Origin of the sequence: Pantoea sp. NPDC088449 (genome assembly GCF_044753225.1) — a bacterium.
In the GTDB taxonomy this organism is placed as follows: domain Bacteria; phylum Pseudomonadota; class Gammaproteobacteria; order Enterobacterales; family Enterobacteriaceae; genus Pantoea; species Pantoea floridensis.
The window spans coordinates 139,301-162,044 of the sequence record NZ_JBIVMT010000006.1; the positions used below are offsets into that span (position 1 = coordinate 139,301).

Annotated in this window: 20 protein-coding genes; 11 read left to right on the forward strand and 9 right to left on the reverse strand. The window is 55.2% G+C overall.

Annotated elements, in window-relative coordinates; genetic code table 11:
- Position 1 precedes the first annotated feature (1 nt).
- On the forward strand, positions 2-775 hold the full coding sequence (bioH, locus tag ACIP6T_RS21830; protein ID WP_400458884.1) for a pimeloyl-ACP methyl ester esterase BioH: 774 nt from the start codon (positions 2-4) through the stop codon (positions 773-775).
- Here bioH and ACIP6T_RS21835 read toward each other — a convergent pair.
- Positions 714-2,441, reverse strand: coding sequence for an alpha-amylase family glycosyl hydrolase (locus ACIP6T_RS21835; protein ID WP_400458886.1), 1,728 nt, complete (start codon positions 2,439-2,441; stop codon positions 714-716). The genes bioH and ACIP6T_RS21835 overlap by 62 nt on opposite strands.
- A 127-nt stretch (positions 2,442-2,568) precedes the next feature.
- Positions 2,569-4,893 (reverse strand): Tex family protein, encoded by a 2,325-nt coding sequence (locus tag ACIP6T_RS21840; RefSeq protein ID WP_400459015.1) that lies wholly within the window; start codon positions 4,891-4,893, stop codon positions 2,569-2,571.
- A 193-nt stretch (positions 4,894-5,086) separates the two neighbouring features.
- Here ACIP6T_RS21840 and greB point away from each other — a divergent pair, with 193 nt between their 5' ends.
- Positions 5,087-5,575: a transcription elongation factor GreB gene (gene greB, locus ACIP6T_RS21845; protein ID WP_097097636.1), complete on the forward strand. Its 489-nt coding sequence runs from the start codon at positions 5,087-5,089 to the stop codon at positions 5,573-5,575.
- Between the two features lie 56 nt (positions 5,576-5,631).
- Here greB and yjbE read toward each other — a convergent pair whose 3' ends face one another.
- Positions 5,632-5,874 carry an exopolysaccharide production protein YjbE gene (gene yjbE / locus ACIP6T_RS21850; protein ID WP_400458888.1) on the reverse strand — a complete coding sequence of 81 codons (243 nt, stop codon included), beginning with the start codon at positions 5,872-5,874 and terminating at the stop codon, positions 5,632-5,634.
- A 512-nt stretch (positions 5,875-6,386) separates the two neighbouring features.
- On the opposite strand from yjbE, the gene ompR reads away from it, so the two are divergent.
- On the forward strand, positions 6,387-7,106 hold the full coding sequence (ompR, locus tag ACIP6T_RS21855; RefSeq protein WP_001157751.1) for a two-component system response regulator OmpR: 720 nt from the start codon (positions 6,387-6,389) through the stop codon (positions 7,104-7,106).
- Positions 7,103-8,467 (forward strand): two-component system sensor histidine kinase EnvZ, encoded by a 1,365-nt coding sequence (gene envZ, locus ACIP6T_RS21860; protein WP_097095779.1) that lies wholly within the window; start codon positions 7,103-7,105, stop codon positions 8,465-8,467. The genes ompR and envZ overlap by 4 nt, the downstream gene beginning before the upstream one ends.
- A gap of 71 nt (positions 8,468-8,538) precedes the next feature.
- On the opposite strand, the gene pckA is transcribed toward envZ, so the two are convergent.
- From pckA to ACIP6T_RS21885, 5 genes are all read right to left on the reverse strand, one after another.
- A complete protein-coding gene (pckA, locus tag ACIP6T_RS21865; protein ID WP_097095780.1) occupies positions 8,539-10,158 on the reverse strand; it encodes a phosphoenolpyruvate carboxykinase (ATP) in 1,620 nt (539 codons plus the stop codon).
- A 274-nt stretch (positions 10,159-10,432) separates the two neighbouring features.
- Entirely contained in the window at positions 10,433-11,305 is an 873-nt protein-coding gene (hslO, locus tag ACIP6T_RS21870; protein ID WP_097095781.1) for an Hsp33 family molecular chaperone HslO, read from the reverse strand.
- A gap of 24 nt (positions 11,306-11,329) precedes the next feature.
- On the reverse strand, positions 11,330-11,731 hold the full coding sequence (hslR, locus tag ACIP6T_RS21875) for a ribosome-associated heat shock protein Hsp15 (RefSeq protein WP_097095782.1): 402 nt from the start codon (positions 11,729-11,731) through the stop codon (positions 11,330-11,332).
- A gap of 13 nt (positions 11,732-11,744) precedes the next feature.
- Positions 11,745-12,413 (reverse strand): GMP/IMP nucleotidase, encoded by a 669-nt coding sequence (gene yrfG / locus ACIP6T_RS21880; protein WP_345827924.1) that lies wholly within the window; start codon positions 12,411-12,413, stop codon positions 11,745-11,747.
- A 53-nt stretch (positions 12,414-12,466) separates the two neighbouring features.
- Positions 12,467-14,608 (reverse strand): intracellular growth attenuator family protein, encoded by a 2,142-nt coding sequence (locus ACIP6T_RS21885; RefSeq protein ID WP_097095784.1) that lies wholly within the window; start codon positions 14,606-14,608, stop codon positions 12,467-12,469.
- A gap of 397 nt (positions 14,609-15,005) precedes the next feature.
- Between ACIP6T_RS21885 and nudE the strand changes: the two genes are divergently transcribed.
- Positions 15,006-15,572 (forward strand): ADP compounds hydrolase NudE, encoded by a 567-nt coding sequence (nudE, locus tag ACIP6T_RS21890; RefSeq protein WP_345827925.1) that lies wholly within the window; start codon positions 15,006-15,008, stop codon positions 15,570-15,572.
- Between the two features lie 51 nt (positions 15,573-15,623).
- Here nudE and mrcA read toward each other — a convergent pair whose 3' ends face one another.
- Positions 15,624-18,170: a peptidoglycan glycosyltransferase/peptidoglycan DD-transpeptidase MrcA gene (gene mrcA / locus ACIP6T_RS21895; RefSeq protein WP_097095786.1), complete on the reverse strand. Its 2,547-nt coding sequence runs from the start codon at positions 18,168-18,170 to the stop codon at positions 15,624-15,626.
- Positions 18,171-18,319: 149 nt separating this feature from the next.
- Here mrcA and pilM point away from each other — a divergent pair, with 149 nt between their 5' ends.
- The 6 genes from pilM to aroK all read left to right on the forward strand — a co-directional run bounded on the left by pilM (position 18,320) and on the right by aroK (position 22,732).
- Positions 18,320-19,129 (forward strand): type IV pilus biogenesis protein PilM, encoded by an 810-nt coding sequence (pilM, locus tag ACIP6T_RS21900; protein ID WP_400458908.1) that lies wholly within the window; start codon positions 18,320-18,322, stop codon positions 19,127-19,129.
- Positions 19,126-19,671, forward strand: coding sequence for a PilN domain-containing protein (locus ACIP6T_RS21905; protein ID WP_400458910.1), 546 nt, complete (start codon positions 19,126-19,128; stop codon positions 19,669-19,671). The genes pilM and ACIP6T_RS21905 overlap by 4 nt, the downstream gene beginning before the upstream one ends.
- Positions 19,664-20,158 carry a hypothetical protein gene (locus ACIP6T_RS21910; RefSeq protein WP_097095788.1) on the forward strand — a complete coding sequence of 165 codons (495 nt, stop codon included), beginning with the start codon at positions 19,664-19,666 and terminating at the stop codon, positions 20,156-20,158. The genes ACIP6T_RS21905 and ACIP6T_RS21910 overlap by 8 nt, the downstream gene beginning before the upstream one ends.
- Positions 20,159-20,162: 4 nt before the next feature.
- Positions 20,163-20,528, forward strand: coding sequence for a HofP DNA utilization family protein (locus ACIP6T_RS21915; protein WP_400458912.1), 366 nt, complete (start codon positions 20,163-20,165; stop codon positions 20,526-20,528).
- The gene (gene hofQ / locus ACIP6T_RS21920; protein ID WP_097095790.1) at positions 20,470-21,729 is read left to right on the forward strand and encodes a DNA uptake porin HofQ; all 1,260 of its coding nucleotides are present in this window, start codon (positions 20,470-20,472) and stop codon (positions 21,727-21,729) included. The genes ACIP6T_RS21915 and hofQ overlap by 59 nt, the downstream gene beginning before the upstream one ends.
- A gap of 481 nt (positions 21,730-22,210) precedes the next feature.
- Positions 22,211-22,732, forward strand: a complete 522-nt coding sequence (gene aroK / locus ACIP6T_RS21925; protein ID WP_008107887.1) for a shikimate kinase AroK — start codon at positions 22,211-22,213, stop codon at positions 22,730-22,732.
- Positions 22,733-22,744: the final 12 nt, after the last annotated feature.

The following is a 22,744-nucleotide window of genomic DNA, read 5'->3' on the forward strand; positions in this document are numbered from 1 at the left end:
GATGAGTTCGCTTTACTGGCACACCACAGGCACGGGCGATTGCGATCTTGTGCTGCTGCACGGCTGGGGTTTGAACGCTGAAGTGTGGCAAAACATAGTTCCACGACTCAGCTCGCAATTTCGCCTGCATCTGGTGGATCTGCCGGGCTTTGGCCGCAGCCAGGGATTTGGACCGCTGACCTTAGCGGAAATGGCGCAACAGCTACTGCCACAATTACCGCAGCGTGCGGTGCTGATGGGCTGGTCGCTGGGCGGATTAGTCGCCAGTCAGCTGGCCTTAACCCACCCCGATCGTGTTACAGCACTGATTAGCGTGGCATCGTCGCCGTGCTTTACCGCACGTGATGCGTGGCCGGGCATCAAGCCCGAGACGCTACAGAGTTTCCAGCAGCAGCTGAGCACAGATTTCCAACGCACCGTGGAGCGCTTTCTGGCACTGCAAACCATGGGCACCGAACATGCGCGGCAGGATGCGCGTCAGCTGAAAGAGGTGGTGCTTTCGCAACCCATGCCATCGGTAGAAGTGTTAGCGGGCGGACTGGAGATTCTGCGTCAGGACGATCTACGTGCTGCGCTCGACGATCTTAACCTGCCATTCCTGCGTATTTACGGTTATCTCGATGGGCTGGTGCCGCGTGGTATCGCACAGCAACTGGATACACGCTGGCCATCTTCTTCATCGGTGGTAATGGAAAAAGCGGCGCATGCGCCTTTTATCTCCCATCCGGATGCTTTCTGTCAGCAGATGCTGAATTTTGTCCGCGCAGCCACATAAACTGCCACGCAGCCAGCGTTATTGGCTGGCTGCCATCCAGCTTCTCCCCGCTAATGAGATCCTGCACCTGTCGTGCCAGCGGCAGCTGTGTGGTTACGTCATGGTTGCTGAGGTTAAACACGCACAGTAAGCCGTCGCTATCGGGTTTATGGCGACGCAACACCAGCAAGGTATTCTCGCTCTCCAGCAGCGTCATCGGATTATCGGGATGAAACGCCGGCTGCCGCGTGCGCAGCTGAATCAGCGCGCTGAGGCGTTCAAATACCTGCTGGCGCAGCGGATTGCCACCGCTAATCCACGCTTCCATGTCGCGCAGGCTGTACTTCTCACGGTTGATGGCGCGGTTGTGACCGGCGGCACGCACGCCTTCGTTATCGTTACGTGAGCCAAGAATGCTTTGAATGTATATCGCCGGTACGCCGGGAAATGACAGCAGAATGGCATGTGCCAGCAGGAAACGGCGCAGGCGCGTATCGTCGTCGTCGTTCTGTTGATTGAGAGCATCGAAATAGGTGACGTTAATTTCGTAAGGACTGGTGGTGCCGTCGGCGTTATTTTTATAAGAAACCAGCGCGCCCTCTAACGCCAAATCGCGTACCAGCGCCACAATCTCCACTTCCGACAAAATGCCGCGTGCGGGATTCAGCCCAATGCCGTCGTGCGAGGCGAGAAAGTTAAAGAAAGTGGTGGTGCCGCCGCCTAATTCCAGCGTGCTGGCCCACTGACGCAGCGCACGCGCCGATCCCGAGTGAATGGCATGCAGCACCAGCGGCGGCAGCGAAAACTGATACACCATTTGCGCTTCATCTTTGCCGTTACCGAAATAGCTGATGTTGTCTTTGTGCGGCACGTTGGTTTCGGTGACGATCACCGTGCCGGGCGCCACTTCATTAGCGATAGCGCGAAATAGCTTCACCAGCTGATGCGTTTTCGGCAGGTGAATGCAGGTAGTGCCAGGCGTTTTCCACATGTAGCCAACGGCGTCGAGCCGCACATAATCCGCGCCTTTGATCAGGTAATCGAGCAGCACGTCGACCATGCGAATTAACACTTCCGGGTTGGCGAAGTTCAGGTCGATTTGATCGGCGCTGAAGGTGGTCCAGATGTAGCGCGTCTCGCCGTTGGCCATCTCAAACGGCGTTAACAAGGGTGAAGTGCGCGGGCGCGTGACGGCGCTAAGATCGGTAGCGGGCGGCATGCTGATAAAGAAATCATCCCAGCCGGGATCCTGCGCGAGGAAGTGGCGAAACCACAGGCTGTGCGCCGACATGTGATTGCAGACAAAATCGAACATCAGGCGAGTTTCGCTGTGCAGCGCGCTGATGTGTTGCCAGTCGCCGCAGATCGAATTGACCTGGTGATAGTCGATAACTGAGAAGCCATCATCTGATGAATAGGGGAAGAACGGCAGCAGATGCACCAAACTAAAGGTGGATTGCAAATGCTGCTGATAAAAGCGTGAGAAGCTGGCGAGCGTCGGTTGCTCCGGTTCGCGGAACTGATCGGCGTAGCTGATCAGCACCACATCTTTCTCATCCCAGTGCGGCTTGCGCGGCAGTTTTACCGTATCGCGCGCGGCACGAATATGCGAAAGCAGACGCTCGCGCGCTGCGACAGGAAAGCTGCCCTGGTAAATGTCATCGAGTAAGGCGTTGATAATGTCCATTGAATCGCTGGGCCACGCGGGAGGTCATTTTTTCTCACAGAATTTTTAGCGTAGTTGGGCGAGGAGATTTATCAAGGCTTATGCGCGCGGAGATCGCGTTATCTCCGCGCGTTTTTAGGGCAGGAACTTAACGTTTTTTACCGAAGGCTGCGGCCAGCGCATCGCCCATCGCGCTATTGCCAGCGGACGAGCTGGCTGGTTTGCCACGGCCTTTGTTGGTAGCCGCTGGACGCGCGGTTTCTTTGCCTGCGCTGCGGTTGCCACGCGCATTGCTTTCACCGGGTTGCTCATCCAGACGCATGGTCAGCGCAATACGTTTACGCTGCATATCCACTTCCATCACTTTCACTTTGACGATGTCACCGGCTTTCACCACCTGGTGCGGATCCTCGACGAACTTGTCGGAGAGGGAAGAGATGTGCACCAAACCATCCTGATGCACGCCGATATCGACGAATGCGCCAAAGTTGGTAACGTTGGTCACCGCGCCTTCCAGTACCATGCCAGGCAACAGATCGTTGAGCGTTTCCACGCCTTCCGCAAACTGCGCGGTTTTAAATTCAGGGCGCGGATCGCGACCCGGTTTTTCCAGCTCTTTGATGATGTCCGTCACGGTCGGCAAGCCGAAGCGCTCATCGGTGAATTCGCGTGCGTTAAGATCGCGCAGGCTGCCTGGATTGCCCATTAACTCATTCAGCGCCTGCTCGGTGGCGGCCAGAATGCGCTCGACCAGCGGATAAGCTTCCGGGTGCACCGTTGAAGCATCCAGCGGGTTATCGCCGTGGTTGATGCGCAGGAAGCCGGCGCACTGCTCAAAGGCTTTTGGACCCAAACGGCTCACTTTCAACAGCTGCTGACGATTCTGGAAGCGACCGTTCTCATCGCGCCAGCTGACAATATTCTGCGCCATCATGCGAGTTAAGCCTGCTACGCGCGTCAGCAGCGCCACAGAGGCGGTGTTGAGATCGACGCCCACGGCGTTTACGCAGTCTTCCACCACCGCGTCCAGCTTCTTCGCCAGCTGGCTTTGGCTGACGTCATGCTGATATTGGCCCACACCGATGGATTTCGGATCGATTTTCACCAGTTCAGCAAGCGGATCCTGCAGGCGGCGTGCAATGGAAACCGCGCCACGAATCGAGACGTCGAGATCCGGGAACTCCAGCGCGGCCAATTCCGACGCGGAGTAAACCGATGCGCCAGCTTCGCTGACGATCACTTTTTGCGCTTTGATCTGCGGGAACTGTTTTTGCACGTCAAGGAAGAAGCGTTCGGTTTCGCGTGAAGCGGTGCCGTTACCAATTGCCACCAGTTCAACCTGGTGTTTGGTGCAGAGCGCGGCAACAGCGGTGGCGGCTTTGGCAGCCTGGCCGGTGTGCGGATAAATGGTATCGGTGGCGACCAGCTTGCCGGTAGCATCCACCACCGCGACTTTGACGCCGGTACGCAAGCCCGGATCAAGGCCCATGGTGGCGCGCATGCCCGCCGGTGCGGCCATCAGCAAATCGTGCAGGTTACGCGCAAATACGTTGATGGCTTCATCTTCAGCGCGCTCACGAAGGGTGCCCATCAATTCGGTTTCGAGGTGCAACAGCACCTTGATGCGCCACGTCCAGCTCACCACCGCTTTGCGCCAGCTGTCTGCCGGGGCGTTATTCAGGCGCAGGTTGAGGTGTTCGGCAATCAGCGTTTCGCCATAGCTTTCACGCGGGGCTTCTTCGAATTGTGGATCGGCGTTCAGCGACAGTTGCAGCACGCCTTCATTGCGTCCGCGGAACATGGCCAGCGCGCGGTGCGACGGCACGCCGCTCAGCGCTTCGTGGTGATCGAAGTAGTCGCGGAATTTCGCGCCTTCCTCCTCTTTGCCTTCCACCACGCGTGATACTACATGCGCATTTTTCCACAGGTAGTCACGCACTTTCGCCAGCAGCGTGGCGTCTTCCGCAAAGCGTTCCATCAGGATGTAGCGTGCGCCATCGAGCGCGGCGCGCACGTCGGCGACGCCTTTGTCGGCGTCAACGTAGCCAGCGGCCAGCTGCTCGGGATCCTGCGACGCATCCTGCCACAGCGTTTCCGCCAGCGGCTCAAGCCCGGCTTCAATGGCGATCTGTCCACGCGTGCGACGCTTCTGCTTGTACGGCAGGTAAAGATCTTCCAGCTCGGTTTTATTGAGCGTGCCGTTGATGGCGGTGGCAAGTTCAGGCGTGAGTTTGCCCTGTTCGTCGATAGATTTCAGAATCGACTGGCGGCGATCGTCTAATTCGCGCAGGTAACCAAGGCGGCTCTCCAGCTGACGCAGCTGGGTGTCGTCCAGCCCGCCGGTTACTTCCTTACGATAACGTGCGATAAACGGCACGGTGTTCCCTTCATCAAGTAAGCGTACGGCGGCATCAACCTGGTCGGCGCGTGCCTTCAGCTCACTTGCGATAATCTGGCTCAGTGAATCTTTCATCATCATTAACAATGCTTAAACAGGGTTAGAAAATAGGGGACAGTTATACGGGCTGAGGGCGAAAATTGCCAGCCGCAGGCCGGTGAATCCGTCTTTTTCTGAATGCAGCGCGCACATCCTGGCCTGCGTCTTGATGGTGGCGACGCTGTCGCTTATTGTTAGCCTCTTTGCTGTGAAGAAACGCGTTGACGTTATGAAAACCCAACTGATTACCCGCGAAGGCTATAACAAGCTGCGCGCAGAACACGACCATTTGTGGAACGAAAAGCGTCCCGAAATTACCAAAATTGTCTCCTGGGCGGCTAGCCTGGGCGATCGCTCAGAAAACGCCGATTACACCTACAACAAGCGTCTGCTGCGCCAGATCGATCGCCGGGTACGCTACCTGCGTAAATGTCTCGCCGATCTGAAAATCGTCGATTACGCGCCGCAGCAGGAAGGCAAAGTGTTTTTTGGTGCCTGGGTGCAGGTGGAGAACGAGCAGGGCGATGTGAAACGTTTCCGCATTGTCGGGCCGGATGAGATTTACGGCGAGACGATGAAAGAGTACATCTCGATCGATTCGCCCATGGCGCGCGCGCTCATCAAGAAAGAAGTGGATGATGAAGTGCTGGTGAATACGCCGGAAGGGCAGAAGCTGTGGTTTGTGAACAGCATTGATTATGTGAAGGATGCGCCTTAAAGATAGGGCGCTGGTCGCCATGAATGGCGACCCTACGACGGATGTGCGCGTACGTGTTATTTGCCTGGCGCGGTCGCGGTGGTGGTTGAGGTACCACTGCTACCTTTATCGCCGCCGCCCATGGTGGCCAGGGCCACACCGAGCAATGCACCAACGGCGCCGATACCAATAGCGTCAGAATTACCTTTCGCGGTGGTGGATGCCTGCGCGCCAGCCGCTTCGCCCGCGCTGGTAGCAGCCTGAACCTGAGTGATGCTGGTCAGCATCAGTGCGCCCAGCAGAATAACGGTTTTTTTCATCTTTCTTTCTCCACATGAACTCAATAACAGCAGGTACGACTGCAGTGTCGGAGATCGTGTTGTGATAAGAAAGAGGGGTTTATTGCCTGATTTATCTAGCTTTATTTAACGCTGGTCTTGTTTTTTTCCACTGTGGAATTATTCCGAGAGCAGATGTGCGGTACAAAGGACAGACGCGAGATTTTATGCTGCCTTTGACGCAGTACAGAGATATTCTGCACCGCAACCTTAAGTCAAATCACGCTGAATGCCGTTCTGGCCGCGATTTAATGTGTAATATTCCAGTAACAGAAAGAAAAAGCGCCGAATTTTCAGATAAGCGCTAAGCGGCTTGAAAGCACAGATAAAAAACGCGAAGCGAAGCGCATTTCAGGGCTAAAAATAAATATAAGCTGCTGTTTAATATGCTTTGTAACAATTTCGGCTAGAATATAAACCATTAATGACTGTCACACTGGGGCCTCTTTTTTTAACAATATTGGCTCAGGCAATGGCGCCTTTGGGAGTTGAACATGCAAGAGAACTACAAAATTCTGGTCGTCGATGACGATATGCGTCTGCGTGCGTTGCTGGAACGCTATCTCACCGAGCAGGGCTTTCAGGTGCGTAGCGTTGCCAACGCCGAGCAAATGGATCGACTGTTAACCCGTGAATCCTTCCATCTGATGGTGCTCGACTTAATGCTGCCGGGCGAAGATGGTTTGTCTATCTGCCGTCGTCTGCGCAGTCAAAGTAACCCCATGCCGATCATTATGGTCACCGCAAAAGGTGAAGAAGTGGATCGTATTGTGGGTCTGGAAATCGGTGCGGATGACTACATTCCTAAACCGTTTAACCCACGTGAGCTGCTGGCGCGTATTCGTGCCGTGCTGCGTCGTCAGGCCAATGAACTGCCAGGCGCGCCTTCGCAGGAAGAAGCGGTTATCGCTTTCGGTAAGTTCAAGCTGAATCTCGGTACCCGCGAAATGTTCCGCGAAGATGAGCCGATGCCGCTAACCAGCGGTGAGTTTGCCGTGCTGAAAGCGCTGGTGAGCCATCCACGTGAGCCGTTATCACGCGATAAGCTGATGAATCTGGCGCGCGGTCGCGAATACAGTGCGATGGAACGCTCCATCGATGTGCAGATTTCTCGTCTGCGTCGTATGGTGGAAGAAGATCCGGCGCATCCACGCTATATCCAGACCGTTTGGGGTCTTGGCTACGTATTCGTTCCGGACGGCAGCAAAGCATGAGGCGATTGCGCTTCTCACCCCGCAGTTCGTTTGCCCGCACCTTGTTATTGATCGTTACCTTGCTGTTCGTCAGCCTGGTAACGACCTATCTGGTGGTGCTCAATTTCGCCATTCTTCCCAGTTTGCAGCAGTTCAATAAGGTTCTCGCGTACGAAGTGCGTATGTTGATGACCGATCGGCTGCAGCTGGAAGATGGAACTCAGTTGGAAGTGCCCCCGGCTTTCCGACGCGAAATTTATCGTGAGCTGGGCATCTCGTTGTATACCAACGCGGCGGCGGAAGAGAGCGGTTTGCGCTGGGCGCAGCATTACGAATTCCTCAGTGAACAGATGGGCCAACAGCTGGGTGGCCCCACCGATGTGCGCGTTGAAGTGAATAAGAACTCGCCGGTGGTGTGGCTGAAAACCTGGCTGTCGCCGGATATCTGGGTGCGCGTACCGCTCACTGAAATCCATCAGGGCGACTTCTCACCGCTGTTTCGCTACACGCTGGCGATTATGCTGCTGGCGATAGGCGGAGCCTGGCTGTTTATCCGCATCCAAAACCGACCCCTGGTCGATTTAGAACATGCGGCGTTGCAGGTGGGGAAAGGCATTATTCCACCACCGCTGCGCGAGTATGGCGCATCTGAAGTGCGTTCGGTGACGCGTGCGTTTAACCAAATGGCGGCCGGCGTGAAGCAGTTGGCCGACGACCGTACCTTGCTGATGGCTGGTGTCAGTCATGACTTGCGTACGCCGCTGACGCGTATCCGCCTTGCCACCGAAATGATGGGTGAGCAGGATGGTTATCTGGCGGAGTCGATCAACAAAGATATCGAAGAGTGCAACGCTATCATCGAGCAGTTCATCGATTATCTGCGCACCGGGCAAGAGATGCAGACCGAACGTGCCGACCTGAACAGCGTGCTGGGTGAAGTGGTTGCGGCAGAGAGCGGCTACGAGCGTGAAATTGAGAACGCGGTGATGTCCGAAGATTTAATGCTGGATATTAACCCGCTGTCGATTAAGCGCGCGCTGGCGAATCTGGTGGTCAATGCGGCGCGTTACGGTAACGGTTGGATTAAGGTTAGCAGCGGCAAAGAGCTGAACCGCGCGTGGTTCCAGGTGGAAGATGATGGTCCGGGCATTAAGCCGGATCAGCTACAGCATCTGTTCCAGCCGTTTGTGCGCGGCGATAGCGCACGCAGCACCAGCGGCACCGGCCTCGGTCTGGCAATTGTGCAGCGTATTATTGATGCGCACGACGGTTCGCTGGAGATTGGTGAAAGCGATCGCGGTGGATTACGTATTCGCGCGTGGTTGCCGATCCCCGAAGGCAGCGGCAGTACTGCGGTGGTGAGTATTAATCATAGTGTCTGATGCCAGGTGCGCATGAATGCGCCCCTACGGTGGGTTTGTAGGTGGGCATTTATGCCCACCTGGGTTTCACATCACAGCTGCGGACCCGCCTGCACCAGCGCTTTCCCCGCCTCGTTATCCGTGTACTTCTCAAAGTTAGTGATAAAGCGCTGCGCCAGATCCTGCGCGGCTTGTTGCCAGGCGGCTTCTGTCGGCCAGCTGCGGCGCGGATCGAGAATGGCACTCTCCACCTGCGGTAAACTTTTCGGCATCTGCAGGTTGAACACCGGCAGCGTTTCGGTCTCAACATCATCCAGCTCACCGGCCAGAATCGCGTTGATGATGGCGCGCGTGTCTTTCAGCGAGATACGCTTGCCGCTGCCGTTCCAGCCGGTATTTACCAGATAGGCCTGCGCACCGGCCGCTTCCATACGCTTTACCAGCACATCGGAATATTGTGTGGGATGCAGCGTCAGGAAGGCCGCGCCGAAGCAGGCGGAGAAGGTGGGCGTCGGCTGCGTTACGCCGCGCTCGGTGCCGGCCAGTTTGGCGGTAAAGCCCGAAAGGAAGTGATATTGCGTCTGCTCCGGCGTTAAGCGTGAAACCGGCGGCAGCACGCCAAAAGCATCGGCGGTGAGGAAAATCACCCGCTTCGCATGGCCCGCTTTTGAAACCGGCTGCACGATATTCTCGATATGCTCAATTGGGTAGGAGACGCGGGTATTTTCGGTCTTGCTGCCGTCGGCATAATCAACGCTGCCATCGGCGCGTACCACCACGTTTTCCAGCAGAGCATCACGACGGATGGCGCGATAGATTTCCGGCTCCGCCTGCTCAGAAAGATTGATGGTTTTGGCGTAGCAGCCACCTTCAAAGTTGAACACGCCATCGTCATCCCAACCGTGTTCGTCATCGCCAATCAGCTGGCGATCCGGATCGGTCGACAACGTGGTTTTGCCGGTGCCGGACAGGCCAAAGAATACCGCCACGTCGCCCGCTTTGCCGACGTTCGCCGAACAGTGCATCGACGCGATGCCCTTCAGCGGCAGCAGGTAGTTCATGATAGCGAACAGACCTTTCTTCATCTCGCCGCCGTACCAGGTGCCACCAATCAGCTGCATGCGCTCGGTCAGGTTGAAGGCAACGAAGTTTTCGGAGTGCAGACCCTGCGCCTGCCAGTCCGGATTGGTGCACTGCGCGGCGTTCATCACCACGAAATCCGGCTTGAAGTCTGCCAGTTCTGCTTCGCTCGGACGAATAAACATGTTTTTGACGAAGTGCGCCTGCCATGCGACTTCCATTACGAAGCGCACGCTGAGACGCGTGTCGGGGTTGGCACCGCAGAACGCATCAACCACAAACAGACGTTTGCCGGAAAGCTGCTGCGTGCAGCGATCTTTCAGCGCCTGCCAGGTTTCCTGTGACAGCGGCTGGTTATCATTTTTGCCGTTGCCGACATCGTTCCACCACAGCGTGTCGCGCGTGGTGTCGTCCCGTACGATGTATTTATCTTTGGGCGAGCGACCGGTGAAGATGCCGGTATCCACGGCAATCGCGCCGCTCTGCGTCAGAATGCCTCGCGCATAACCTTCCAGCTCTGGGCGAGTTTCTTCCTGAAACAGGGTGTCGAAATCAGGGTTGTACACCACTTCGGTGGTGCCGCTGATGCCCATAGAGGCGAGGTCTTGCGATGTCAGGCCGTTAACGCGCATGTGACTGCTCCTTTAATCGGTATCTGTTACTGCGTATTTTTATGGGGGATTCTGCCTCCTGCCGCGCATAGCCGCGCAGGGCAGATCGCGCGCAGTGTACTCTTATGAGCACAGCGGAAAAGAGAAGATAGTCAGAAATGCGAGCTGGAACGTGACAAGTAGAGAAATCTGCCACTTATGTAATTAAAGTCAGCGTTATTTAGCTAATAACCGTGATAAATGATAGGGATACGTTCAGAAGGAAATGCGGGCGGATAAACCGCCCGGCAGGTAATTAATGCACTTGATCGCTATTGTTGGTTGGCGCGTTACGAATGGCAGCAATATCTACCGCATCGTAAACATAGTGCGAACCACAGTAGTCGCAGTGCATGTCGATTTTGCCATCTTCTGCGAGGATTTCGTCCACTTCTTCAACCGGCAGCGTATTCAGCACCTCGCCGCAGCGCTCGCGTGAGCAAGTGCATTTGAAGCTTACTGGTGATGGATCAAACACCGTGGCTTCTTCCTGATGATACAGGCGCCACAGTACGTCGGTGGCAGGCAACTCAATCAGTTCTTCGCTTTTTACGGTTTCGGTCAACGTGGCGAGGTGATTGAAATCATCCAGGCTTGGTTCTTGCGCAGGCAGTACCTGCAGCAAAATGCCCGCTGCGCCTTTTTCGCTGGTGCGGATAAACAGGCGGGTTGGCAGCTGTTCTGAACGCATGAAGTAATCTTCCAGGCAGCCTGCCAGGGTATCCGCTTCCAGACCCACCACGCCTTGATAACGTTCACCTTTCTCTGGTGAAATCGTGATCACCAGATAGCCGTTACCCACCATCTCTTTTAGGCTGCTATGAGGTGCGATCTCGGCATCTTCTTTCACCTGCGCCACGCCACGCAGCTCCTGGCGGTTGTTACCGTTGATCACTGCCAGCGTCAGCGGGCCATCGCCCTGCAACTGCACGGTGATATCGCCATCAAACTTCAGCGTAGCGGTTAGCAAGCTGGTGGCCACCAGCAGTTCGCCCAGCAAGGTTTTTACCGGCTCGACGTAGTCGTGATTTTTGATCATTTCACGCCAGGTTTCCGTCACGTTAACCAGCTCGCCGCGCACGGCGACATTTTCGAACAGGTAACGGTGCAGTTGATCGTTTGCAGACATAGTGTTTCTCACGTTGGGGGCGCGTTATTTATCGCCCGACAATTTAAACTTCATCAGATCGCGGCGCTCTTTCTTATCCGGGCGGCGATCGGGGTGCGGCATGGTTAACGCATTCATCTTGCGCGCTAGTGCGGTTTTCTCACGCTTTTCGATACTGGCGTCGGTTTCGGCATACAGCGTTTGCGCTTCAGTTGCAGGACGACGTTGATCGGTGACCGCGGTGATCACCACGGTGCGTTCGTCATTGCCCTGGCGCAGCGTCAACTCGGCGTTTAGCTCCACTAATTTGCTGGGCTTGCTGCGCTGACCGTTGTAATGCACTTTGCCGCCTTCCACCATTTCGCGCGCCAGCGCACGCGTTTTGTAGAAGCGTGCGGCCCACAGCCATTTGTCGAGGCGGACGCCTTCGCTGATTTTTTCTTTCATTGCGGCTCCTGCTTTAACGCAGCGTCTCACACAGTTGACGATAATCTCGTACCGCCGGATGACGCTGGAAAGATTGATCGGGCCGACCGGAATCCGGATTGCTGACGCCTAAGCACCAGCGAATGCCCCAGCTTGTCGCCGCATCCAGAATCGCTTCGCTGTCATCAATGAATAGCGTGCGCGAACTATCAAACGCGGTGTGCTGCTGGACGGCCTGCCAGAGACGCGGATCCTCTTTCGGATATCCAAAGGTATGGGTAGAAAGTAATAAATCAAGGTGGGCAGCTAATCCGGTCTGCTCCAGCTTCACATCAAGATTATAAGGATGCGCATTGGTTAACAAAATGGTGCGTTTGCCGGCGGCGCGCAGCGCCTGCAGCAGCGGCAGGGTATCTTCACGCATCGCCGCGCGCTGGCGCTTTTCCAACGTCATGGCACGAATATCCAGCGCCAGCTCCTGCGACCAGTAATCGAGACAATACCAGTTTAGCGTATGCACCACGGCCTGATACTTCTGCTGAATAAGCTGATGCGCTTCGCTCAGCGTGATAGCGCGCTCACGGCTCAGCGTTTCAGGAACGTGTTCCAGCCAGAAGTGACGATCGAAAGCGAGATCGAGTAGCGTGCCGTCCATATCCAGCAGCACGGTATCAATCTCTGACCAGTTAAGCGTAACCTGCATTTTCGTTCTCGCCGCAAAAAAGTGGGCGACAGGGTAGCACAGAAGGGGAGGGCTCAGAACAGCGAGCGCACGCTCTGCATCGTGTTCAGATTGTGGTTGAAGCACTTGTCGTAATACTGCTGGATTTCGGCCATACGCAGACGATTACGATGAATGCGACGCAGCGCCAGCAAGCCGTTGATGACCGCGCTGGCAATCAGCACCAGCATCAGCAACGCGGTGCCTAAATAGCGCCATTGCGCCATGGCATCCGGCTCATTATGCAGTGCGATATGGCGCGTGCCGTTAGCATCGGTGGTAATGCTGGTGATGATGCCGCTGGCGGCGAAAGGCGTATGCAGCAGCATTTCCGACATGCGCTGTAGCTCGCGCCACTGCGAGGGGGCGTCAAGATCAAACAGCGATACTGATGGCTGCGGCTGCGTCACCATCTGGCGGCCTTCATCACTGATAATCAGGAAGCCACCCGGCGGCGGGCTATTGAGATTTTCCGCAGCGCGACGCGTTTCACGCGAGAAGAAGGTTGACGTCGCGGTGTTGACCAGGTTTTCCAGCGCTTCCGCACTTACCGGGCGCAGCAGCACGTTCATGCCATTAAGTTTGCCGGAATCTGCGCGGTGAATCAGCGAATCCCAATCTTTGGCATTACCGAGGTTCACCAGCGCATTTTTCAGGCGTACGCAATCCTGTTGCTGGCTGCACAGCTCTTGCGTTTTCAGTACGAGATCGGAGAAATCATCCAGCAGAATCATGCCGGATTTTTGAATCGCCGAGGCTAGCTGCGGATTAAGTTTTGGATCGGTATTGGTTTCCGGATGCAGCTGTCGCGTGGTGGTATCAAGCAGCGCCGCTGCTTTATCGATAATATCGGACTGCGGCAGGGGCAGCGCAGGCGCGTTGTTCCAGTAAATGGCTGAGCAGTCGAACGGCATGTAAGCGTAGCTGCGGTTGCTTTGATAGTTACCTGGCACCGAACACATGCCGGTACCGCCGACTTTCAGGCTGTCACCAATGTGTAAGGGCAGGGCATTGAGTTTGTCTACGCTGTTGACCTCAATGCTTTCAGTGCCTTTCACCCATGCAAAGCTGAGTTTGAGCGGCATGCTGAGGGGAATCCAGGTGAAGAGCATTACCAGCACCAGCAGCGAACCGCACGCCAGCACCAGATTTTTACGCCAGCGCTGTACCGGGAAGTTACGCACTTCGTCCTGCAGTGACAGGAAACGCCCCTGACGCACCACCTGACGATTAAGGTACATCTCCACATCGGTGGTCTGGCCTAAATCATGCGCCACATAAGGCTGCCAGTGCGCGGGGTAGATGAGATCGATAATGCCGAGGGAGATATTGCTCTGCTCCTGGTTTGATTCCCCGAACAAGCCCCAGCGCTTTGGCGCACCGCGCAGACAGTGCACGTCGCGCAGGCCTTTCGCACCCGGGAAGCGGTAGAGAAACCACAGGCTGACGGCGATCATCAGGCAGCCGAGCACCGCAATCCACACCATTAAGCTGCCGGGCAGCACCAGGCTAAGGAAGAACAGCAGGAAAGCGAAACAGATCGCTACCGCTTCGCGCGTGCCGTCTGCGCGAGATAGCTGATACTCTTCGGCGGTCTCTTTGCGCACCTGCAGCAGTTCAACGTTTTCGCTCTCTTCTTTACGAATTGAAGCGTTGGTTGATATAGGGCGCACCAGCGGGGGCAGCGCCGGTTGTTCAATCGCGTAATTCACCAGCGAATGGCCATTAAGCGAAATCACCAGCGGCAGGGTTTGCGTGCGAATCAGTTCAACGTAGTTTTCATCCGCGATGTACTGCTCCCACAGCGGCGGCAAATGCACTTCTACTTCATCGAGATAGTAGCGCCATTTCTGCGGATCGTCGGTGGAGAGGCCATAGCGTGTAATCGCGCGGGTGACGGGATAAACATTATTGCTCTGCGCGGTGAGCGTCAACGCTTCGGATTCACGCGGCTTCTTTGCGGATCGTGAACTCTGCTGGTCATGCTGTTTTGCCAGTAGCGCGATGTACTTTTCTACCGCGCTGCGTTCTTCATCGGTGAGTTTGCGATTTGGAGGACTGATAAACGGCAGCGGTTTCGCCAACGGCGGACGATGCCGCATAGCGTACCAGTAGCCGATACCTGCAAGTAACGAACAGGCGAGCATGACAGCCAGAATGACAATGTAAGTGCTCATGCTTTGCTCAATCCAGCCAAAAAACTGCCTTCACGTTTACGATGTACTCCCGATGAATCCATCAATACAAGTCAATTTTGGCGAGCAGATGTCATTCTGACAAGGGAAAAGTCAGATAAAATAACGCGCAAAATCATTTAATTATAGTTTGTTAGATTATTCCTTAACGGGATGTTAACGAGCTGCGACTCAATTAAAAATCGGTATTTTCTGAATTTAACAAAACACCGTTGACTTATTGTGAATTTTTAACTTCATAGATAACAAGAAGTTGTTAGTAGCAGTAAGTGGATATGTGTCACCATAGTTTACCTACACGGTGAGTCGCACAATGGTTCGGGCTTAGGTATGCTGGCGTCATCACGTTTCACAGGGTTGTGCTAAGTTTGAGGCTGATATGAAAACCCCCATGAAAAAACCTGACATCCTCAATGTGGAAGCGGTTGCCCGCTCCCGCTTATTCACTATTGAAGCGGTCGACCTCGCTTTCAGCAATGGCGAGCGCCGTGTCTATGAGCGTATGAAGCCTTCCGATCGTGAAGCAGTGATGATTGTGCCAATTATCGGTGATGACGTGATCCTGATTCAGGAATACGCGGTAGGCCTGGAAAGCTACGAACTGGGTTTTCCAAAAGGGCTGATCGATCCCGGCGAGAGCGCATTTGAGGCTGCCGATCGTGAATTGAAAGAAGAGGCGGGATTCGGTGCCACTAAGCTGGAAGCGCTGGGCAAGCTGACCATGGCGCCGTCTTACTTCTCCAGCAAAATGAATATTGTGGTGGCGGAAGGCTTGTACGAAGAGAAGCTGGAGGGCGATGAGCCGGAACCGTTGATTGTCTATCGCTGGCCGTTGAAGAATCTGCTGGCACTGTTGGAAGAACCCGACTTCCGCGAAGCACGTAATGTCAGCGCTCTGTTTATGGTGCGTGAGTGGCTGGTGAAGCAGGGCCGCTTAAGCTATTAACATTGCAGTCTCGTCTAAAAAAAAAGCCGGCAGATTTGCCGGCTTTTTTGATCAGAACAGTTCGTGGCTTTGGCCATTGTCCATGATGGTAGTGCCGACATCATGAACCGAATATTCCGTTGGCTGCGTACCGTTGATGAAATACTCCTGGCGCGAGTTACCGCCATTGGCCAGTTTGCCGGTACTGCGATCAATATTAACAGTGACCACGCCATCTGGCGGAGTCAGCGGTTGCACCGGTACGCCTTCCAGCGCTGATTTCATATAATCGTCCCACGCGGGTTGCGCACTCTTCGCGCCACCTTCGTAGCCGGAGATTTGATCCGGAATCGCACCTGACATGGTTGAACGACCCAGTGCGCGCGAATCATCAAAGCCAATCCACACCGACGTGACAACACCCGGGCCGTAACCGGAGAACCACGCATCTTTCGAGCTATTAGTGGTACCGGTTTTACCTCCGATATCATTACGTTTCAGGTCGCGGCCCGCGCGCCAGCCCGTTCCCATCCAGCCGGGTTCACCAAAGATATTACTGTTCAGCGCGCTCTTGATCAGGAACGACAGTGGCGTATTAATGACGTGCGGTGCATATTGCTGATCGCCACCCGATTGCGGTTGCGCAGGCACCTGCTCAAGTTCTGGCTGCGGCACGGTCTGGTTCTGCGACTGATCGGAGGTGGCAACATTCTCTATGCTCTCTTCATTCAGTGCGACAGACTTTTTCGTGTCGCCATAGATCACCGGCAAATTGCACTGCGGGCAGGCAATTTTGGGTTTCTCTTCGAAGATCACGCCGCCTTGTTCATTCTCAATCTTAGTGATGAAGTACGGATCGACCAGGAAGCCGCCGTTAGCCATTACGGCGTAGCCGCGCACTACCTGCATTGGTGTGAACGACGCCGCGCCTAACGCTAACGATTCGGTATGCACGATGTTCTGCGCCGGGAAGCCGAAACGCTGCAGATACTCTGCCGCGTAATCAACGCCCATCGCACGCATCGCACGCACCATCACCACGTTTTTCGACTCGCCCAGGCCCTGACGCAAACGAATCGGACCAGCGTAAGTCGGCGGTGAGTTTTTCGGACGCCAGTCGGCACCTGCACCGGCATCCCAGCGGGAAATCGGCACGTCATTCAAAATGGAAGCCAGCGTTAAACCGCGATCCATCGCTGCGGTATACAGGAACGGTTTAATATTGGAACCGACCTGACGCAGCGCTTGTGTGGCACGGTTGAACATGCTCTGGTTGAAGTCGAAGCCACCGACTAACGCGCGAACAGCACCATCTTCTGGATTGAGCGAAACCAGAGCGGAGTTCACCACCGGCACCTGAGCCAGCCACCAGGCATTGTCTACCTTGCGTACCCAAATCTGCTGGCCCGCTTGCAGCACCTGCGTCAGGCTGCGCGGTGTGGGTCCCTGAAGCGTATCCGATTTGTAAGCACGCGCCCATCGCACGCCCGCCATTCCTATGGAAACACTGCTGCCATCTTTCAACGTTGCAGTGGCTTCTTCGGCATTAGCACTGGTAATCACGGCTGCGTTGAGTGGACCGTAAGTAGGAAGATCTTTCAGGGCCTTAAGAATTCGGGTTCTATCCCAACTGGCTTCGCCTGGTTTCCACAGCACATTGGTCGGACCGCGATAGCCGTGGCGCATGTCATATGCCAGCACATTGTTACGCACGGCCTGCTGCGCGGCTTCCTGCAGACGACGGGTGACGGTGGTATAAACCTTATAGCCATCTTCATACGCGCCATCACCGTAGCGCTTCACCATCTCCTGGCGCACCATTTCACTCAAGTAAGGTGCTGAGAACGCGATTTCCGGGCCGTGATAGCTGGCCGTCAACGGCGTGTTGCGGGCTTCGTCATACTGTTGCTGGGTGATGTAGTTTTGATCCAGCATACGCGCCAGCACCACATTACGACGTGAAAGCGCACGCGCGTGAGAATAAAGCGGGTTGAAAGTCGACGGTGCCTTTGGCAATCCGGCAATCACCGCCATTTCGCTCAGCGACAGCTGATCAATCGATTTGCCAAAATAGACCTGCGCTGCAGCGCCAACGCCATAAGCGCGATAGCCGAGATAGATCTTGTTGAGGTACAACTCAAGAATTTCATCTTTGCTTAGCAGCTGTTCGATGCGAATGGCCAGGAACGCTTCCTTAATCTTACGCATCAAAGTGCGTTCCGGACTGAGGAAGAAGTTACGCGCCAACTGCTGGGTAATGGTACTTGCACCCTGCGAAGCATGGCCGGACATCAGCGCGATACTGGCTGCACGAAAGATGCCCACCGGATCAACACCATGATGCTCGTAAAAACGGCTATCTTCGGTGGCAATAAACGCTTTGATGAGTTCAGGCGGCATCTGCTGCAGCGTCAGCGGGACACGACGCTTCTCACCATACTGGGCGATCAGTTCGCCATCTGCGCTGTAAACCTGCATAGGGGTTTGCAGGCGCACATCTTTCAATGTGTTCACATCGGGCAGCTGCGGCTCTATGTATTTGTACAAACCATAAACCGTGCCGGCTCCCAGCAAAATGCAACACACTGCAAGGATCAATAAATACTTTACGAACTTCACCTGAGAATTCCCATCTGTTGTCGTTTGAGCAGTTTATAAGCAACCGCGCGGTAGTATAAAGACAAGCCTGACGCTTTGATATACCCGTCAGACTTGAAGTTGCCCGGGTATTGGAGCTCATTACCTTCAACGATAAGGAGATCGCGCACATGGCTTTTCAGCGCTGGCAAATCGGACTGGACATCCAAAACGGGCAAATCTGTGCCCTTGGCATTGAACGCCGACGTCACGGTTGGCAGTTGCGACATTGGTGGCAACAAACGCTGCCGCAAGATACGTTAAGAAACGGCGTGCTGCAAACCACGCCTGCGTTACTGGATATGTTAGGGCGCTGGCAGCGCCATCTGCCGAAGCGTTACTCACTGCGCGTTGGCCTGCCGCCGCAGCTGGTATTGCAACGCACCTTGCCGCTGCCTGAAACCTCGCTACGTGAGCCTGCGCTGAGTCGCTATGTAGCGGCTTCCGCGCAACGTCTGTTTCCTGTCGAGCCCGCTTCGCTGTCGCTGGATTACCGTTTGCCGGGTAAAGCCTCGCAGCTGTGTGTCACCGCCGCACGGCGCGAAGTGATCGCGCAATGGCTGGCTCCCTTGCAGCAGGCGGGCCTGAAACCAGACGTATTCGAGTTGAGCAGTTTGGCGCTCACGCAAATCGCCATGCGCATGCCTTTGCGACATAACCAGCTGCTGATTCATCCGCTCAGCGATCACTGGTTATGGACGCTCGCCGGTGAAAGCACCTCGTCTGGCGCAGCCACTGAACCCCTCACGTTTGCGCTATTGCATGAAACGTTCCCGCAGATGGAAACCGTATTTTGCACATCAACAGCCGTCTTGCCGGAAGCGCAGGTTCAGCGCTGTCAGCCGTTGACGCTGCTGCACTATCTCCAACCACCTTTACCTGCGCAGGAAGGTGATTTTACCGTCGCGCTGGGTTTGGCTCTGCGACCGGAGGATTCATGATGCTGGCGGTCAATTTACTGCCCTGGCGCCTGCATCAGCAGCAGCGCCAGCGAAAACAGAGCATAACGCTGCTGACGCTCACCTTAATGTTGACCTTGTTCATGCTGCTAATGCTGTGGTGGCGCGGGTTCGCTACGCGACAGCAGCAGTTGGAGCAGCTGATGGATATCACTTTTATCCTTAACGCGCTGCAACAACAGCTGGAAAAGCAGCAATCCCTGCTTCAACAGCGTGAATCATTGCTGCAGACGCAGCGCGCCGAGCAGCAACGACAGGCCCAGCATCGGCGCTGGCAAGGTTTCTGGCAGCAGCTGCCGGAATTGATGCCTGAAACCTTGTGGCTGAACCGACTCGAACGTCGACAAGGGCAACTCATGCTGGAAGGTCAGGCGCAGAGCATGGCGGCCGTGAGTGACTTTCGCCACCAGCTAATGACGCAGCCGCTTTTTTCCAGTGTGAGGCAGGGCGGTGTGCAACGGCAGGTCAGCGGCGACTACCGTTTTGCTCTGCATGCACGCTTGCAGGAGTTGGCAGATGAATGATCTCCTGCAGCGTTGGCTGACGCTGACGCTACCGTGGCGCATTGCCGGGGCGATGTTGCCGTCACTGCTGCTCTTCGCGCTGGCGTGGCTCGTGCTGCTTCGTCCGCAGCAGCTAATGCGTGAGGCACAAGAGCGAAAGATTGAGCAGATGGAACAACAGCAGCAACAGCGACAGCAAAAACTGACTTCTCTCCCCAGCATTGCTGCCTTAGAGGCGGAGATAGTTGCGCTGCAACAACCCGTAACGGGCAGCGAAGCACCGCAAACTCTGGAAAAAATCGTGGCTGCACGCGGTAAGCAGCTGGAAGCCTGGCAGCCGGACAGCCAGCCACAGCAGCTTCAGCTGCGACTGATCTGGCCGCAATTTTTGCCGCTGTTTAGCGAGTTAGCCAGCACCTCTTTACCCGTGCCGCAACGTTTTCAGCTGCAAGCAGAGCAAGGCGTATTGAACACGCAGTTTTGGCTGGAGAGTGACGATGCGGAGTAGCGGCTTGCTGTTACTGCTATGTACCTCTCTGGCGCTGGCACGCGATCCCTTTCAGCCGCTGACCGAGAACCTATGCCAGGCGCCGGCCAGTGCACCGGAAGGCTGGCGCCTGCAAGGCATTGTTGGCGTGCCGCCGCACTACGTGGCATGGCTGATTTCACCGCAAGGTAAAAGCCATCGGCTCATTGAGAACCAGCCTTTTCCGCTGCCGCCCTGGCGAGTGCTGCAGCTAACGGCACACACGCTGGTGTTAAGTGCCGTCCAACGCTGTCCACCTCAGCAAATAACATGGGTAATAAAAGGAGGTTTTTATGAAATGGATGATGGTACTGATGTTGCTGTGCCTAAGCGCGCCGCTGCGCGCCAGTGACGATCGCTTAAGTCTGGTATTTGACGATGCGCCGGTTGAGCGCATTTTGCAGGCGCTAGCGGATTATCAGGAGATTAACTTGCTCATTGCGCCGGGCGTTGAGGGCCGGTTATCGCTGCGGTTAGATAACGTTGATTGGCAACGCGCGCTGGCATTAGTGACGCAGATGGCAAAACTCACCGTCGTGCAGGAAGAAGGCGTGCTGCTGGTCTACCCGGAAAGCTGGCAACAGCTGCAGATACAGCAGGCACAGGCCGAGCGTGAAGAGAAACAGCAACAAACCCCGTTGGAGCAGCAAAGCGTGACGCTGCATTACGCCAGCGCCAGCGATATTTACCGCAGCCTGCAGGCTGAGCCCTCGCTGATGACAGCGCGCGGCAGCGTCACCGTGGACAGTCGCACCAATAGTTTGCTGCTGCGCGATACTGCACAAGCGCTACGTGAGACCGAGCGGTGGATAAAAGCGTTGGATTTACCGCTGGAGCAGGTGGAACTTGCCGCGCATATCGTCACCATCAACGAAGAACATCTGCGTGAACTCGGCGTTAACTGGGGCACTTCTCCGGCAGATGTTGTCACTCAGGCGCTAAGAAATCCGCTGTTGGATATTCCATTGGCGGTGGGTAATCCGGCGCTTCGTGCCGGCGTCACGCTTGGTCAGGTTAGTGGTGAACTGTTAAACCTGGAGTTAAGCGCGCTAGAGCAGGAGAACCAAATCGAAATTATCGCCAGCCCGCGGCTATTTACCGCCCATCAACAAACCGCCACGATCAAACAAGGTACGGAAATCCCTTATGAGGTGAAGTCTGGCAACAGCGGGGCAACGGCGATCGAATTTAAAGAGGCGGTGCTGGGCATGGAGGTGACGCCCGTGGTGCTGGGTAACGGTCGAATACAGCTCAAATTAAAACTGAGCCAGAATTTACCCGGGCGCAGCGTGAATATTGGCGATAATCAGGTGCTCAGCATCGATAAGCAGGAGATTGAAACCCAGGTAACGCTGCGTGATGGCGAAACCTTAGCGCTCGGCGGTATTTTCCAGCAGCAGCGTACGCAGAGTGCAAAACGCGTCCCCTGGCTGGGCGAGCTACCGCTACTGGGAAATTTGTTCAGCCATCAGACCGACGAACAGAAAAAAAAGGAGCTGGTTATCTTTATTACCCCCAGACTGGTCAGGGAAGCAGCGCTTTCCGCCGGATAAAGCGGAAAATTCGTTCTGTGAGGCCAACTGCGTTGACGCAGGGCAGGAATTAGCTTACAAGGTTTAGCGATTTTCAAAACGGTGTAACGGAACGCGGCAGAATAACCTTCCGAATGACGTCGGTCACAAGCGATACTGGCGTCAAAAGAAATATCTCCAAAATAATTCGCGTTGCAGGAAGTCGTTAAATGAGTGAATTCACAGTGCTTACCCAGGTAAGTGATTAGGGTGAATGACCCCAGCCAGCGGACCTGTAGCGTGAAATAGGATGGATTAGCGGAGGTGCGTTACCGTCTCGCGAACCACAGACCGGTCCTGTTAAGAGGTCGCCGGGGGCAATTTATTCGGTTGCCAAACGGCCATGAGTGTTGAGATAATTTTCCGTCTGACTCTTGTTAACGCTCATGAGGTCTCAGTTCCTGTCCCGCCAGCTATGCTGAACGCGGGGTATCATCAACGAATTCTTAGTAATACCGATAAAATGGCAGAGAAACGCAATATCTTTCTGGTTGGGCCGATGGGTGCCGGCAAAAGCACTATTGGTCGTCAGTTGGCTCAGCAACTCAATATGGAATTTTTCGATTCCGATCAGGAAATTGAGCGACGCACCGGAGCGGATGTAGGCTGGGTATTTGATGTGGAAGGCGAAGAAGGCTTCCGCGATCGTGAAGAAAAGATCATTAATGAGCTGACCGAGAAGCAGGGCATTGTCCTGGCGACAGGTGGCGGCTCAGTCAAATCCCGCGAGACCCGTAATCGTCTCTCCGCCCGCGGTGTGGTCGTGTACCTTGAAACCACCATCGAAAAGCAGCTTGCTCGTACCCAGCGTGATAAAAAGCGTCCGCTGTTGCAGGTTGAATCACCGCCGCGCGAAGTACTGGAAGCGCTGGCAGGTGAACGTAATCCGCTTTATGAAGAGATCGCTGATGTCACTATTCGCACTGACGATCAGAGTGCAAAAGTGGTGGCCAATCAGATCATCAACATGCTGGAAAAGAACTAATCCAGCGCCCTG

Bases quoted from the DNA above. Each gene is read 5' to 3' on its own strand.
- ompR (WP_001157751.1), top strand. From the start codon at position 6,387: ATGCAAGAGAACTACAAAATTCTGGTCGTCGATGACGATATGCGTCTG.
- pckA (WP_097095780.1), bottom strand. From the start codon at position 10,158: ATGCGCGTTAACGGCCTGACATCGCAAGACCTCGCCTCTATGGGCATC.
- bioH (WP_400458884.1), top strand. From the start codon at position 2: ATGAGTTCGCTTTACTGGCACACCACAGGCACGGGCGATTGCGATCTT.
- hslO (WP_097095781.1), bottom strand. From the start codon at position 11,305: ATGTCTGCAAACGATCAACTGCACCGTTACCTGTTCGAAAATGTCGCC.
- nudE (WP_345827925.1), top strand. From the start codon at position 15,006: ATGAAAACCCCCATGAAAAAACCTGACATCCTCAATGTGGAAGCGGTT.
- ACIP6T_RS21835 (WP_400458886.1), bottom strand. From the start codon at position 2,441: ATGGACATTATCAACGCCTTACTCGATGACATTTACCAGGGCAGCTTT.
- hofQ (WP_097095790.1), top strand. From the start codon at position 20,470: ATGAAATGGATGATGGTACTGATGTTGCTGTGCCTAAGCGCGCCGCTG.
- ACIP6T_RS21905 (WP_400458910.1), top strand. From the start codon at position 19,126: ATGATGCTGGCGGTCAATTTACTGCCCTGGCGCCTGCATCAGCAGCAG.
- pilM (WP_400458908.1), top strand. From the start codon at position 18,320: ATGGCTTTTCAGCGCTGGCAAATCGGACTGGACATCCAAAACGGGCAA.
- ACIP6T_RS21840 (WP_400459015.1), bottom strand. From the start codon at position 4,893: ATGAAAGATTCACTGAGCCAGATTATCGCAAGTGAGCTGAAGGCACGC.
- yjbE (WP_400458888.1), bottom strand. From the start codon at position 5,874: ATGAAAAAAACCGTTATTCTGCTGGGCGCACTGATGCTGACCAGCATC.
- greB (WP_097097636.1), top strand. From the start codon at position 5,087: ATGAAAACCCAACTGATTACCCGCGAAGGCTATAACAAGCTGCGCGCA.
- envZ (WP_097095779.1), top strand. From the start codon at position 7,103: ATGAGGCGATTGCGCTTCTCACCCCGCAGTTCGTTTGCCCGCACCTTG.
- yrfG (WP_345827924.1), bottom strand. From the start codon at position 12,413: ATGCAGGTTACGCTTAACTGGTCAGAGATTGATACCGTGCTGCTGGAT.
- ACIP6T_RS21885 (WP_097095784.1), bottom strand. From the start codon at position 14,608: ATGAGCACTTACATTGTCATTCTGGCTGTCATGCTCGCCTGTTCGTTA.
- hslR (WP_097095782.1), bottom strand. From the start codon at position 11,731: ATGAAAGAAAAAATCAGCGAAGGCGTCCGCCTCGACAAATGGCTGTGG.
- ACIP6T_RS21910 (WP_097095788.1), top strand. From the start codon at position 19,664: ATGAATGATCTCCTGCAGCGTTGGCTGACGCTGACGCTACCGTGGCGC.
- aroK (WP_008107887.1), top strand. From the start codon at position 22,211: ATGGCAGAGAAACGCAATATCTTTCTGGTTGGGCCGATGGGTGCCGGC.